At 33.0% G+C, this 14,887-nt stretch carries 14 protein-coding genes; 7 read left to right on the forward strand and 7 right to left on the reverse strand.

The window, feature by feature from the left end:
- Window position 1 precedes the first annotated feature (1 nt).
- A complete protein-coding gene (locus ABJF52_RS19420) occupies window positions 2-559 on the reverse strand; it encodes a DUF2911 domain-containing protein (RefSeq protein ID WP_348153907.1) in 558 nt (185 codons plus the stop codon).
- A gap of 153 nt (window positions 560-712) precedes the next feature.
- Between ABJF52_RS19420 and ABJF52_RS19425 the strand changes: the two genes are divergently transcribed.
- Window positions 713-1,138, forward strand: coding sequence for an Ohr family peroxiredoxin (locus ABJF52_RS19425; protein ID WP_348153909.1), 426 nt, complete (start codon window positions 713-715; stop codon window positions 1,136-1,138).
- A gap of 46 nt (window positions 1,139-1,184) precedes the next feature.
- Here the strand turns inward: ABJF52_RS19425 and ABJF52_RS19430 are convergent, their stop codons facing one another.
- Complete coding sequence (locus ABJF52_RS19430; protein ID WP_348153911.1) at window positions 1,185-2,090, reverse strand: aldose epimerase family protein; 906 nt, start codon at window positions 2,088-2,090, stop codon at window positions 1,185-1,187.
- A gap of 108 nt (window positions 2,091-2,198) precedes the next feature.
- On the opposite strand from ABJF52_RS19430, the gene ABJF52_RS19435 reads away from it, so the two are divergent.
- From ABJF52_RS19435 to ABJF52_RS19445, 3 genes are read left to right on the forward strand one after another with little or no spacing between them, the layout of a single operon-like run.
- Window positions 2,199-2,720: an RNA polymerase sigma factor gene (locus tag ABJF52_RS19435; RefSeq protein WP_348153912.1), complete on the forward strand. Its 522-nt coding sequence runs from the start codon at window positions 2,199-2,201 to the stop codon at window positions 2,718-2,720.
- A 4-nt stretch (window positions 2,721-2,724) separates the two neighbouring features.
- Window positions 2,725-3,303: a hypothetical protein gene (locus ABJF52_RS19440; RefSeq protein ID WP_348153914.1), complete on the forward strand. Its 579-nt coding sequence runs from the start codon at window positions 2,725-2,727 to the stop codon at window positions 3,301-3,303.
- On the forward strand, window positions 3,281-4,684 hold the full coding sequence (locus ABJF52_RS19445) for a hypothetical protein (protein WP_348153916.1): 1,404 nt from the start codon (window positions 3,281-3,283) through the stop codon (window positions 4,682-4,684). Before ABJF52_RS19440 ends, ABJF52_RS19445 begins: the two co-directional genes overlap by 23 nt.
- A 7-nt stretch (window positions 4,685-4,691) precedes the next feature.
- On the opposite strand, the gene ABJF52_RS19450 is transcribed toward ABJF52_RS19445, so the two are convergent.
- The 5 genes from ABJF52_RS19450 to ABJF52_RS19470 form a co-directional block, all read right to left on the reverse strand.
- Complete coding sequence (locus ABJF52_RS19450; RefSeq protein ID WP_348153918.1) at window positions 4,692-5,813, reverse strand: Gfo/Idh/MocA family oxidoreductase; 1,122 nt, start codon at window positions 5,811-5,813, stop codon at window positions 4,692-4,694.
- A 3-nt stretch (window positions 5,814-5,816) separates the two neighbouring features.
- On the reverse strand, window positions 5,817-7,145 hold the full coding sequence (locus ABJF52_RS19455; protein ID WP_348153920.1) for a Gfo/Idh/MocA family oxidoreductase: 1,329 nt from the start codon (window positions 7,143-7,145) through the stop codon (window positions 5,817-5,819).
- Between the two features lie 104 nt (window positions 7,146-7,249).
- A complete protein-coding gene (msrA, locus tag ABJF52_RS19460) occupies window positions 7,250-7,936 on the reverse strand; it encodes a peptide-methionine (S)-S-oxide reductase MsrA (protein ID WP_348153922.1) in 687 nt (228 codons plus the stop codon).
- Between the two features lie 110 nt (window positions 7,937-8,046).
- On the reverse strand, window positions 8,047-9,336 hold the full coding sequence (locus ABJF52_RS19465) for an invasin domain 3-containing protein (protein WP_348153924.1): 1,290 nt from the start codon (window positions 9,334-9,336) through the stop codon (window positions 8,047-8,049).
- A 366-nt stretch (window positions 9,337-9,702) separates the two neighbouring features.
- A complete protein-coding gene (locus ABJF52_RS19470; RefSeq protein WP_348153926.1) occupies window positions 9,703-10,356 on the reverse strand; it encodes an arylesterase in 654 nt (217 codons plus the stop codon).
- Window positions 10,357-10,468: 112 nt separating this feature from the next.
- Here ABJF52_RS19470 and ABJF52_RS19475 point away from each other — a divergent pair, with 112 nt between their 5' ends.
- Genes ABJF52_RS19475 through ABJF52_RS19485 form a run of 3 tightly spaced genes read left to right on the forward strand, consistent with a single transcriptional unit; the run spans window position 10,469 to window position 14,696 of the window.
- Window positions 10,469-11,158: an ABC transporter ATP-binding protein gene (locus tag ABJF52_RS19475; protein WP_348153927.1), complete on the forward strand. Its 690-nt coding sequence runs from the start codon at window positions 10,469-10,471 to the stop codon at window positions 11,156-11,158.
- Window positions 11,155-13,710, forward strand: a complete 2,556-nt coding sequence (locus tag ABJF52_RS19480; protein WP_348153929.1) for an FtsX-like permease family protein — start codon at window positions 11,155-11,157, stop codon at window positions 13,708-13,710. The genes ABJF52_RS19475 and ABJF52_RS19480 overlap by 4 nt, the downstream gene beginning before the upstream one ends.
- 32 nt (window positions 13,711-13,742) lie before the next feature.
- The gene (locus ABJF52_RS19485; RefSeq protein WP_348153931.1) at window positions 13,743-14,696 is read left to right on the forward strand and encodes an aldo/keto reductase; all 954 of its coding nucleotides are present in this window, start codon (window positions 13,743-13,745) and stop codon (window positions 14,694-14,696) included.
- Window positions 14,697-14,887 lie beyond the last annotated feature (191 nt).

Below are 14,887 nucleotides of genomic sequence, written 5' to 3' on the forward strand. Positions count from 1 at the left end.
ATTATTTATTTATTGGTACAATAATTTCAGTATCATCCCATGAAAGGTTTAGGCTTAATTGATTAGTGTTGTCGAAATCAATAGTAAAATTTTCAACAGGTTCAGTCAGTTTATTTACAGGAATTTCAACATTGATAAAATCAGCCTCTTCATCTCTAGTGGTTTCTTTACCACCACTCAAAACTGTAACTCCCCAATCTGGTATTTCTTCATTAAACATAACTTTCCAAGATTGCTCGTTTGGTATTGTCCACAAAGAGTAGGTGCCAGCTTTTAATTTTTTATCAATTATTTTTATATCGGTTTTTGTGGTAAAAGTTGTTGGTTCATTAGCACCAGTTCTCCAAACAAGATTATAGGGAACTAGTTCGCCAAAAATTTCTCTTCCTTTTTTTGATGGGCTTGAATAATGTACTGCCATATCTAAACCGTCTTTGGTGTATGTACTTATTTTTTCAGGACTGTGTTTTTTTGTTTGTTGTTGCATAATAGGCATACCAACGAACATAATTAAAAGTCCAACAACTGCAATTATTGCAAACCATTTTAAAAATTTCATAACTTTTTTCTTTATTTTTTTATAAAATTACTAAACCATTTTTACAAAGCTGATTTAATTTTTAATACTTAAGATTTCACATAATTTTAATATTCATTTTTGGTAAAATACCAAAGTAAGCAGTATTATAAGGTAAACAATAATTTAGAGTATATGAAAACTATTTTTAAAACAAAGGCAACAAATAAGGGTGGTAGATCTGGTCATGTAAAATCTGAAGATGGCCCTATAGATTTTGAAATAGAAATGCCAGATAGTAATGGGGTCTCAGGTACTGATAAAACAAATCCGGAGGAATTATTTGCAGCTGCTTATGCTACTTGTTTTGCTGGTGCTATACAAGCAATAGCTCCAAATCATGGAGTTAAAGATTTAGGAGATTTTAGTGTAAGTGCAACAATTTCTTTTAATAAAGAGGAAGAAGGCTTTTTTCTTGGCGCCGTAATAGATGCTTATTTACCAACAGTAACTATGGAGAAGGGTGAGGATTTAGTTAATGGAGCTCATGAGATATGCCCTTACAGTAAGGCGACAAGAGATAATATAACTGTAAAATTGAATTTACTACTTGACGAATAATTGTCAAAATACTTATTGAAAAACCCCGCATTTTTATGTGGGGTTTTTAAATTAAATCAAATTCGAATTTACTTTGATTAGTATATTTTTGATTTGGTTTTAAAATGCTACTTGGAAAATTTTTGTGGTTAGGAGCATCTGGAAAGTTTTGTGTTTCAAAACAAATACCTGCAAATTTTAGCGGCGTATATACAACCACGCCTCTTTGATTTGTGGTTACTTCCATACTTATACCAGATTTTTTAGAGGCTAATTTTGCAATTACCTCATTGTTAAGACCAACTGCAAAAGTTGTATCAAGTTTTTTATCTGCAATAGGTTTTTCTTCTAAAAAATTATAAGATGTGCCTTGGACAGGGAGTAATTTGCCAGTGGGCAACAAATTCTCATAAGTTTCTAAATAATCAGGACAATTTAATTGTAGATGATGTTCAGAAATACTGTTAGAATTATCAAGTTTAAAATAGGAATGATTAGTTAAGTTAACAACTGTAGTACGGTCTGTTCTTGCCTGATAGTTTATATAGAGTGCATTATTCTTAAGTTTATAGGTGACAAATGTTTTTAAATTTCCAGGGTATCCTTCCTCTAAATGTTTACTGAAGTATGAAAGTGTTACTTGTGGTTCTTTACCATAATTAACAGCTTCGAATTTCCAATATTTTTTATGAAAACCTTCTTTGCCACCATGCAGGTGAATTTTGGAATTTTCATAAAGATTAAATGTTTCTCGATCTAATTCAAAACTACCATTAGATATTCTGCCGGCATACCTTCCAACAGACGAACCTAAGCATGCCGTATCTTTTAAATAATTAGAAGCAAATTCATAGCCGACAACTACATTCGTAGATTTTCCATATTTATCCTTGACCAATAATTTTTGAATACGAGCCCCATAATCAATGATGATAAGTGTAATAAATGGGGTGCTTAAAGTAACTTGTTTCAATCTTAATTTATTTAGGGAATCATAAAAATAATTTTTTTTTGCAACATCTTAATTTTTTCGTCGTCTTTAGGAAAACAATAACATTAATCATCATACGCAACCAACTAAATGTTTCAAATTAATTTGGTAGAAAGGTGCAAAGCCAACGACCGTAAAGCACAGTTAAAGTTGTATAAACAATATTGTGATGCTATGTATTATGTTGCTTTTGGATTTTTAAAAAATAGTGATGATGCTGAAGATGTTGTTCAAGAGTCTTTTATAAAAGCTTTTCAAAAAATTGAGCAGTACAGTGGAGAAGTAAGTTTTGGTGCATGGCTTAAGAAAATAGTTGTTAATAGAAGTCTCGATTTCATCAAGAATAAGAAAGAAATACGTGTTGAAATGAATGAGTCTCACTTATCTATTGTCGAAAATGATGATTGGTCCGTGCCCGAGGCTACTACCGTGCAAGAAGTAAAGTTGAAAATGGATAAGTTACCAGAAAAGTATAAATATGTTGTTCGTCTTTTTTTAGTAGAAGGGTATGATCATTCGGAAATAGCTGAAATATTAAACCTTTCTGAGTCGGCTTGTAGAACAAGATTATTAAGGGGCAAAGGCTATTTACGAGCATTGTTAAAAAATTAAAACCATGTCGAAAGATTTAAGAAAATTATTTGAGGAGGATAACACTAATAGTGAAAATTTGATTTCACCCGGGCATACAGAACGATTTTTAGAACGCCTAGAAAAGGAATTGCCACAGCCCAAAAAATCACATTTTGTACTTTGGAAAGTGGCCGCAACAATACTAATAGTATTGGGAATTTCTATTTTTTATATAAATAAAAACGAAGTTATTATTTCCAAGGATGCGGTTGTTGAAAAAAGCAAGCGAATATCGAAAAGTAAAACTTTTTCATTGGGAGATTTGTCTCCAGATTTAAAGAAAGTTGAAGATTATTATGTGTCTACAATCAATTTTGAATTGTCAAAAATTGAACTTAACAAATCCAACAAGGATTTAATAGATAGTTATTTAGAACAAATTGAAGTTTTAGATAAGGAGTATGCAAGGTTGAATATTGAATTGAATGAAGTGGGCCCCAATGACCAAACAATAAGCGCGTTAATAGAAAATTTACAATTGCGATTAGAATTGCTTCAAAAGTTGAAAACGAAATTAAATGAATTAAAATCATCAAAAAATGAACAAGATCAAATTATATAAAAAGTCAGTTGTGCTATTAGGCCTAATCAGTTTTAGTATAGCTGCACAGAACCAAAGTAAGACATTCGAGGAAAGATTTAATGTTGGCGATGAAGCTATACTTGAGATAAATACGAGCCATACAGACATTGAATTTAAAACGTGGAATAAAAATGAGATTTTGATAGAGGCTACGATAGAATTGGCCGATGTTTCAAAAGAAGATGCCGAAAGCTATTTTGAGAATAATTCGATAAAAATAATCGGAAATAGCAAAAAAATTAAAGTATCTGCAATTAGAGAAAATATCCCATTTACATCTTCTCCTTTTAATTACAGGTATCAAGATCCAAATGGTCTTAATATGCCTAAAAAAGGTGAGTTAATTGAGTTAAATGAAATGCCACCTTTACCAAAGGTTCATTTTCGAAAATTTGATTATAATGCTTATAAGATGGAAGGTGAGGCTTATATGAAACAATGGCAAAAGGAATTTTCAAAGGGTTTTGATAAAGAATATGAGAAGAATATAGAGAAATGGGGAAAACGAATGGAAGAACGGGCAGAAAGTTTAGCTGAAAGAAATAAAGACCATGCTGAAAGAATAGCAAATGGGGTAGAAGAAAGAGCTCATCGGCAAGACTATATATTGGAAAAAAGATTAGAAGATTTAGTAGAAAGAGCGGCGAATGTAAAAAGAATAGATTCTCTAATAAATTTTAATGTACATATCGATAGCATTAGAATGAGAGGAGCAAATACATTTTACTTTAATACGACAGGAGATAAGAAGAATTTAAAAATTAAAAAAACCATTAAAATAAAGATGCCCAAATCTGTAAAATTAAAAATGAATGTAAAACATGGTGAAGTAATTCTTGCTGAAAATGTTAACAATTTGAACGCAAGATTGTCACATTCGATTCTTCTAGCAGCTACAGTTGATGGTGATGAAACCGAAATAATTGCAATGTATACACCTGTTAGTGTTCAAAACTGGAATCATGGACAGTTAGTTGCAAAATATTCTGATCAAGTGGCATTAAATAAAGTTCAAAATTTGGATTTACAATCAACTTCATCAGAAGTAACCATCGATAATTTATTAAATACACTTTTTGTAGAAAATAGTTTTGGCCCTATCCATATTAAATCTATTTCAGATGATTTTTCTGATATTGAGCTTAATTTAAAAAATTCAGAAGCGTTTTTGAAGTTACCAAAAATAGCTAGTGCTGTAAATATTGAAAGTGTTGATTCGGAAATTAAAACGCCAGATAGTATTAATTTTAGTAAAACAAAGAATGCAGAAGTTATAACTTATAGTGGCATTCAATTAAATAAAAATAATAAGAAAAGTATAAATATTAAGTCCGTTTTTAGTGAAGTAGTATTCCATTAATTCAAGTTTAATCACCCAAACCAGTCTTCCAATAAATAGCTTTATTATGAAGTAAAGTGTCGATACCCATTTGTACGGCAATAGCTGTTTTAATTGCAGATTGAACATTCGAAATTGGCGACTTTTTATCTTCAATACTTTCTTTGAAATTTATAAGCGCCTGTTTGGATGGGTTCTCTTCTATCACTTCGATTATTGTTTTTTGTCCATTCGTTTCAATCCATGCATTTTCTAAATCTAAGTTAATAGTGCCCATACTACCAATAATTTTAATTTCAAAGAATGTTGGTTCTGAGCTAGTTTTACTAACGAAATTTGCAGAAAGGTTATCAGGGTAGGTATACTGTAAAATAATATTGTCGAAAATTTCTCTATTATCCATGAAGTAATCATTAGCACCTTTACCTTCGACTTTTTTAGGAACAGCATCGAGTATCCAATTTATGTAATCGACTTGATGAGCACACATTTCCGCGACTAGTCCGCCTGAAAACTCACGATACATACGCCAATTAATTAATTTTTCCAGCCTAAAGTCTTTTACTGGTATTCTCCAATTTCCATTTATATTCGAGACGCAATCAATAGCATTTATCTTTCCGATAGCTCCCTTTAATATCAAATCTTTTACTTGAGAGTAAAGACTAAAGCTTCTATATTGATGGCCTGCTTGAACGATTATATTTATATTTTTAATACTTTTTGATAAATTTGAAATTCCATGATATCCTTTAGCTAACGTACTTTCACAATAAACATGCTTACCCTTGTTTATTGCATCAATAGTTATTTTAGAATGGGAATTAAAGGGTGTTGCTATAAGAACAGCATCTATATTCTTTTGTGACAGAAGATTTCTATAATCTTTGTGTGCAGTTGGTGTATTATTACATAATTGTAGTGCATTTTCTAATCTTGACGGTATAATATCACAACACGCCGTTATATTGAAATATGGGATCTGGTTAATGTAAGAAATCATTTCGGTACCACGTACTCCAGTTCCAATAATACCAATATTGCAGATTGGATTTGGCCTATTCCTTAAAACCGCTCCTAAAGAAAAATTAGAAGTGGTAAGAGCTAAACTAGCTAAACCACTTCTAATTGCAAACTGCCTTCTTTTCATATATTAAAGTTTGGGCTCCCAACCTTTAGCATATTCACGTTTCCAGCTTTGCATAGCTTTATCATTATTCAAAACTTTACCAGTGGTCGTATCCACTTTCAGCATTTCTCCGGCATCTTGCGCCATATTTCCTAAATGACATAACATTGTAGATATACTGGCGTCTTTAATTTCGGCATGTAATGAAACATCAGAACGAATACCAGCAAAAAAGTTACCAACATGGTTTACATCTAATCCACCAATACCCTGAGTGTTTGTGGTGGCGCTTGCCGCACCTTCTTTTTCTTCTTTAATTAATTCGCCATCCAAACCAAAATGCTTGTAGAAATTTCTATCTAACATTATAGTGCCTTTACTTCCATATAAAGTAATGCCTCTACCTGGTTGTTTAGGTTTAATAAGTCCTCTGCTATGGCCTGTCCATGTTATAAATTTATCATCAGCAAATTTAAAAGTTACCTGTTGATTATCGACAAATTCCCAATCGTCATCAAAAGTATATTTACCTCCAAAAGAAGTAACACTTTCAGGAAGATCAACCCCTAGTGCCCAACGACATATATCTACCTCGTGAGTTCCATTATTATGCATTTCACCCGTTCCCCAGTTACGGAACCAATGCCAATTGTAAGGGTGAATATTGTCTTTATATTCTTTTCTTGGTGCAGGACCTTGCCATAGTTCCCAATCAAGAGTCTTAGGGACGTCTATTTTCTTTCCAATGCCTATTGAGCCTCTATTACTTGAATAATAAGCTTCACCTTTATAAACATTTCCGATAATTCCGTTTCGAATATCTTTTATTGCCGATATTGAAGTTTTAGCTGAACGTTGTTGGTTTCCCATTTGAACTTTCTTGCCATACTTTTTTTGGGCAGCAACAAGTAAATCGTTTTCATGAGGATTATGACTACAAGGTTTCTCAACATAAACATGTTTGCCAGCTTGTAGCGCCATTATAGCCATAGGAGCATGCCAATGTTCAGGAGTAGCTATAAAGACAGCATCAACATCTTTGTCTTCAAGAACCTTTCGGAAGTCTTTTTCAACTTTAGGCATGTAGCCTATTTTTTTTTGACACCACTTGTTATGTTCTTCTAATATAACATCATCAACATCGCAGCTATAGATAATTTTTGCATTAGGATCTGCATTAATTGCTATAACATGAGCTTTCGCGCGACTGCGAACACCAATTACTGCACAATTAATATGGTCGTTTGCTCCTAATATATTTGCATAACTATTTTTTGGAAAAATAAGACCGCCTAAAGTAACGGCAGCAGTTCCAGCAGAGGTTTTTTTAATAAAATTTCTTCTAGTGGTCATAATATTCTTTTGAGATTTTAATTTGGTAAGCAACTAATTTACAAATAAAAAAGCGACCATATGTAAGTCGCTTTGTGATAATTTGAATTGATAAATTGTCTCAATTAATGTGCATTGTCTTTTAAATAGTCTCCAAAATTTTCTTTGAATCTATTTAATCTGGGTACCGATACATTTCGGATATATGAGTTATTAGGATTATTTCTCTCATAATCTTGATGATAATCTTCAGCAATGTAGAATTTTTCAAAAGCCGTAACCTCAGTAGTTATTGGTGCACCATCATAAATATTTTCACTTTTTAATAATGAAATGTAATCTGAAATAATTTTTTTCTCTGTTTCATTTTTGTAAAATGCCACTGATCGGTATTGTCGTCCGCGATCGGGTCCTTGTCTATTTAAAGAAGTAGGGTCATGTGAACCGAAAAATACTTGCACTAATGCGGTGAATGAGATTACTTTTGGATCGTAATAAATTTTTACAGCCTCTGCGTGCGAGGTCATTCCTCCGCCAACTTGTTCATAGGTTGGGTTTTTCTCTTTACCACCAGAATATCCAGAAATCACTTCTTTCACCCCTTTAACGCTTTCGAAAATTGCTTCAACACACCAAAAACAGCCACTTGCAAAATATGCAGTTTCATATTTGCTTAAATTTTGTTTATCCAACTGTTTGTATGTGGCCTTATTTCCTTCCTCTACCACAGCAACCTTCTTTCGAGTGAATGATTGACAGCTTGTGCTTATGCCTAAAAAAAGTATAAAAACTAGAATATTAATAAATTTCATAACGTATAATTTAATTAATTGGTCTTAATTAAGATAAAGAACTTACTTAATAAAAATAAAAAAGCCCGTCAATAATTTTGACGGGCTTTGATTTAATAAATTCTAAATGATTAAGAACCAACAGTGCCATTTCCTAAAACTTCAATTGCTGAAATTTTTGGCTTATTAACAGTAGCTTCTAATATGATGTTGAGCACACCATCAGTAACTTCAATATCATACATACGAGTATCTGGCTCAGCAGCACCTATATCTTTATGTAAGTCATATCCAGTAAACACTGGAGTATCTTCTAAAGTTGCATTAAATATTCTACTACCATTCCCACCTTCAAAACCTTCAGGATTTTCTACACCCCAATATATCTCAGCAAAATAAAGCTTTACTGTATACGTACCATTGGTTACAGGAATATCGTAGCTCATAGGGCCTTTAATTCCTCCAGGAGCGCCATCAGCAACGACTCTTTCCGTAAGGTAAAGGGCATCCATATCAGTGTTATTAATTTCAGTTAATAACTCATTAGTATACGCTGATGTATTATCACTGAAATATTGATCTGCTATAAAAGTAATACCGTCATAAGTTACTTCTTCACCACCGCAATTTATTCTAACTAACGAAGGACCAACTGGAGTTGAAGATTGTGTAGCTTCTTGAGCTGGATTAGAATCATCTGGATTGAAAGTAATATCTGTGGTACTTGTAATTGCTACATCATCTAAAGTACCTGACACCGTTACGGTTTGTTCAACAGTATTAGTCACTATGGCAGTATACGTACCATCTTCATTGTCAGTTACAGCAGAAATAGCAGCCGAACCAGTAACAGCTAAAGCGACAGTCCCACCACTCATATTATATTTATCACCATTTTCGTCGGCTAATTGAACCGTTACAGTTGAAGTGGAAACTCCTTCAACAATTGTTGTAGCCGTTGCTTCAATGATTGTATTTTCATTTGTAGGGTCAACCGCTGGTGGTTCTGTAAATTCAACTTCTGCAGTATTTGTAATAGCTGTACCTCCTAATGTACCTGATATTGTAACTGTTTCTACAACAGTATTTGTAACTGTTGCAGAATAAGTTCCATCAGTATTATCAGTGACAGAAGATACGGTTGCAGAACCAGAACTACTTAAAGCTACAGTTCCACCACTTGCAGTTAATTTTGTCCCTTCAGTATCAGCTATTGTAACTGTAATCATTGCCGTAGTTGTACCATCTGCGGCAACCGGAGAAGTAGTAACTATTGTCGTGTTAGTATTTGTTGGATCTGGCACTGGAGTAATTTCAGGAGTGTCGCCACCTCCATCGTCACTACTACATGCTATGGGCACTGCTATCAGTGAACCAAGCAATACAATAGCCATAATTCTGGTAATAAAGTTAATTTTCATAGTCTTTGTTTTTAAAATAGTATTTAAACATTTTTAATCAAAATTATCGAAGAAATCCACATTTAACAACAATAAATATAAATTTTCGATAAATCACGTAAAGTTCTTTAGTTATTCACAGTTCAAAATATTTACAAATTTATTAAGCATCTATTTATGTAAAATGTTGGATTTAAGGTATTTAAAATAAATTTTTAATTATCATCTTTATTAAGATAGTGCTTTGCATGATAATAATATTAATAAAACCAAGGCTATAAAACTACAAGATTAAAAACACAAAAATCACGATTAAATATACTGTAAATACAATGTATGAAATGTAATTCTGGTAACCACTTTAATAATTATGATAACAATTTAGAATTAATTAATAACAAAATCTTTTAAAACAGCCCATGTATTTTCAGCAACTATTTTATGACCTTCAATAGTAGGGTGGATTCCGTCAGCCTGATTTAAATCTGGTTCACCTGCCACCCCATTAAGTAGAAACGGAATTAAATCCAAATTATTTTCTTTTGCTAAATCTGGAAAAATTGATTTAAACTCATTAGTATATTCTAGTCCCATATTTGGCGGAATTTGCATTCCAGCAAGTATTATTTTAGTTGCCTCATTTTTCTGATGCACTGCATCGATAATTAATTGTAAATTTTTCTTCGTTTCTGAAAGTGGTATACCTCTTAAGCCATCATTAGCTCCTAATTCAAGTATGAAAATATCAGCCTTCTGGTTTAAAACCCAATTAAGTCTGTTTTTACCACTAGCAGTGGTTTCCCCACTTAAACCAGAATTAATTACAGAATAATTAAGGCTTAAAGAATCGATTTTCGCTTGTATTAGTGCTGGAAAAGCATTTTCAGGGTCAAGTCCCATTCCTGCAGTTAAACTATCTCCAAAAAACAATATGGTTTTATTCTTTGATGTATTTGAAACTTCAGTTTGATTCGTATTTTCAATTTCGGTAGCATTGTCAATCTTTTTTTGATTCGATTCCCCACAAGAAATTAGAATCATGAATACTAAAAAATAACGAAACTTTAATAGTTTATACATAGCAATTAAGGTAATAAATGGAAATGATTTGCTTATTTTGTTTTCTTTGAAAAAGAAAATCCCTTAAAACTTCATGACAAAGATATTAAACGTAAATAACCTGAAGAAAACCTATACAAGTGGTACAAAACAATTAACTGTTTTAGATAACATAACTTTTTCTATAAAAAGGGGTGAAACATTCTCAATTGTTGGGCCTTCAGGTAGCGGAAAAACTACACTTCTCGGTCTATGTGCTGGATTGGATAGCCCTACAAATGGAGAAGTTGAACTATGTGGGACAAATATTTCTTCTTTAAATGAAGATGAAAGAGCTATGCTAAGGAATAAGAATGTAGGTTTTATTTTTCAAAATTTTCAATTGCTTCCGACACTTACAGCTCTAGAAAATGTTAGTGTTCCTTTAGAATTGCAAGGAGCAAAAAATGCAGCGAAAATTGGAATGGAGTTGTTGGGGAAGGTAGGACTTTCGAATCGTTTTCATCATTATCCTACACAACTTTCAGGAGGGGAGCAACAACGCGTTGCACTTGCTCGAGCTTTTTCAAATAAACCATCAATCTTATTTGCAGATGAACCTACTGGAAATCTAGATGAGGAAACGGGCGCTACTGTAGCACAATTAATCTTCGATTTAAACAAAGAGGCAGGCACCACTTTAGTTATAGTAACTCATGATTTAGAGCTAGCTAAACGTACACAACGAATTTTAAAACTAAAAGGGGGTAAAATAGTTTCAAATGAAAGTAAAGTTCAACTATGAGTGATAAACCCATAATAGCCACTCCTGTAGGTACTGCTTGGTTGTTTAAAATGGCTTGGCGAGATGGTAAGGCAAGTAGTAAACGTTTGTTTTTGTTTATGGCCTCTATAATTCTAGGTATTGCGGCTGTAGTTTCTATACAATCGTTTAGTGAAAATTTAAAGCATAACATAGCCCTACAGTCAAAAGCTTTAATGGGTGCTGACTATAAAATAGATAGTAATAGTGAACCTAATGAACGGGTATTGGGTATTATTGATTCTTTGGGAGGTGCGAATGGTAAGGAAATTAATTTTCCTTCAATGACGACTTTTTCGAATACAAAAGCCACTAAATTGGTTTTAGTAAGAGGTATTGAAGGTAATTTTCCATTTTATGGTGAATTACTAACAAAGCCTGTAAATTCTAAAAAAGAATATCAAAAGACTGGAGGAGCACTTGTTGATGCTACTTTGATGTTACAATTTAAACTTAAAGTAGGAGACTCAATAAAAGTTGGTAATTTAAAATTGCCTATAGCCGGTAGTCTATCTTCTGCTCCAGGAAGTACAGGTGTTACTACCTCAATTGCACCACCCGTAATAATTCCCTTTAAATTTATAGCTCAAACGGGACTCATTCAAAAAGGCAGTCGAATTCGTTATAATTATTATTTTATTGCCGATTCTAATCTGGATTTAAAAAAGTTTGATGAAGAATTAGATCCTATTTTAGATGCTGAAAATGCTGATCTTGATACGCATATTTCAACGGCTAGCCAATTAGGGCGTAGGTATGATAATGTTGCTAAGTTTTTAAATTTAGTAGCTTTTATAGCACTACTATTAGGATGTGTTGGTATTGCAAGTTCAGTTCACATTTATATAAAAGAAAAATTACAATCAGTAGCAGTTTTAAAATGTATTGGTGCAACTCGAAAACAAACGTTTCTTATTTATTTGATTCAGATAGCCGGGATTGGACTATTGGGTGGTATAATTGGGACTATACTAGGGTTATCATTGCAATGGTCCTTTCCATTACTACTACAAGGATTTTTGCCTTTTGAAGTCGAATTAACATGGGTTTTTCAACCGATATTTATTGGTCTATTATTAGGGATTTTTATGGCTGTGTTATTTGCCTTAATTCCATTAATGAGTACTTGGTATGTTTCACCTTTGCAGGTTTTAAGGGCGCAAACTGATACTTCGGATAGATCCAAAATGGTAAATATCTTAATTATCGTTGCTATTATTTGCTTTGTATATCTTTTTTCGCATTGGCTTTTAGGTGGCTTAAAACTGGCATTAGGCTTTGTATTAGGAGTGGCAGTAACTTTTGCCATATTAGCGGGTATCGCTAATTTTTTTATGTGGGTAATAAAAAAGTATTTCCCGTCAAATTGGAGTTTTACGGCAAGACAAAGTCTCTTAAACTTGTTTAGACCTAATAATCAAACTATGGTGTTGATATTGGCCATTGGTGTGGGAACATTTCTAATCAGTAATTTGTATTTTACCAAAGATTTTCTCCTGGCTAAAACTAATATGGAGGCTGGTTCTGAAGCCCCGAATATCATTCTATTGGATATTCAAACCGACCAAAAAGATACAATTGCAAATAGTATTATTAGTAAAGGTCTATCGGTAATAGATGAGATACCTATCGTTACCATGCGAGTACATGATATTAATGGTCGTCTTGCTAATGATATTCGAAAAGACACTCTTTCAGAAGTAAATCAATGGATTTTAAATCATGAATTTCGGGTCACCTATAGAGATTCCCTTATAAGCTCAGAGACACTAGAAAGTGGTGAATGGTCTAACAAAAGTGAAATAAATGGTTATATACCTATTTCATTAGCTAATAATGTGGCTAGAGATGCTTTAGTAGAAGTAGGGGATAAGATGACTTTTAATGTTCATGGAGTTATCATGAAAACGGTTGTAGCTAATATAAGAGGAGTAGATTGGGGACGAATGCAACTAAATTTTTCAATTGTTTTTCCAACTAAAGTTCTCGAAAATGCGCCGCAATTTCATGTTATGTCTACAAAAGTAGCAAATGAGGCAAAATCTGCTGAATTGCAACAAGACTTGGTTATGAAATTTCCAACTGTGTCTATTCTCGATTTACGCCAAATAATTACTTTGATAGAAGGTATATTAGATAAGATATCTTGGGTAATTAATTTTATGGCTTTTTTTAGTATTCTAACTGGCATTATTGTGTTAATTGGAGCTGTTCGAACGAGCAAATATCAGCGCATTAAAGAAAATGTATTGCTCAGAACCCTTGGAGCAAAAAACAAGCAAATTCTTCGAATTACAGCTCTCGAATATCTTTATTTAGGTGTTCTTGGTGCTAGTATAGGTATAGTCTTATCCTTAGTAAGCAGTCAACTGCTGGCTTATTTCGTCTTTGATACACCTTTTATTCCTTCAATTATTCCTTTTTTAATTGTTTTACCTGCAATATCGCTTCTAGTACTACTTATTGGGTTGACGAATAGTAATAGTGTAATTAAGAGTCCACCACTAGAAGTACTTCGTAAAGAAGGAGTTTAGCATAATTAAACCATTCAATAAATAATTTAAAAATGCAATATAATATTATCCCAAATACCGATTTAAAAGTTTCATCAATTGCTATTGGCACCTGGGCGATGGGAAATGATTTTTGGGGAAATGTAGATGATAAAGAGTCTATAAAGGCAATTCACGCTTCTTTAGATGCAGGTATTAATTTTATTGATACTGCACCGGTATATGGTGCAGGCCATGCTGAAGAAGTTGTTGCAAAAGCAATTAAAGATAGAAGGGATAAGGTTATAGTAGCTACTAAAGCTGGTGTTATTCGTACAAAAACAGAATACAGAAGGGATTTGAGTCCAAAACACCTTCAAAAAGATATGGAAGAATCGCTTCGTCGTCTAAATACCGATTGTATAGATTTATACTATATCCATTGGCCAGATACCACAACTCCCTTAGAGGATTCCATTAATACCCTATTAAAATTTAAAGAACAAGGGAAATTTAGATATCTAGCAGTATCAAATTTTTCAGTCGAGTTAATGGAACAAGCCCAACAAATGACCGATATTGTCTGTTTACAACCAAACTATTCCATTCTTAACCGTAAAATAGAAAAGGATATTATTCCTTATTGTGAGCATAATAATTTGGGTGTTATTTCTTATGGAACCTTAGCCGGGGGTTTATTAACTGGGAAATTTAGAGAACTACCTGAATTTGAAGAGGGAGATAATCGAGGGCGTTTCTATGATTATTATCGCGAAGATATATGGCCAAATGTTCAAGGCCTTTTAGTATGCTTAGATAAAATAGCTAAAAAACATGATTGTACTGTGGCCCAAACAGCTATTGCTTGGACAGCACAACAAAAAGGAATTACATCAGTATTGGTAGGGGCTAAGAATGAAAGACAAGCATTAGCGAATGCAGAGGCTGCTAAAGTACAATTGTCGGATTCAGATTGTCTACAAATCGACACTTATTTAAAAAAGCACCTTCAAGAGACCGTTTATTAGAATTATATTCTTTCTACCTATTAAATTTTCAATAAAACTGGGATAAAATGCACCTTCTTCCGATAAGGTGTTTTAGGTGTTGATTACCGTTATCGGAGCTTTTTTACAGTTAATCAGAGTTTTTGTGTCTTAACGAGTATTTGTTCTCGTTGAACGAACCAAACCCCCGTAAAACGGGGTCTGTGGGTTTT

Source organism: Aurantibacter sp. (assembly GCF_039941195.1).
Classification (GTDB): domain Bacteria; phylum Bacteroidota; class Bacteroidia; order Flavobacteriales; family Flavobacteriaceae; genus Aurantibacter_A.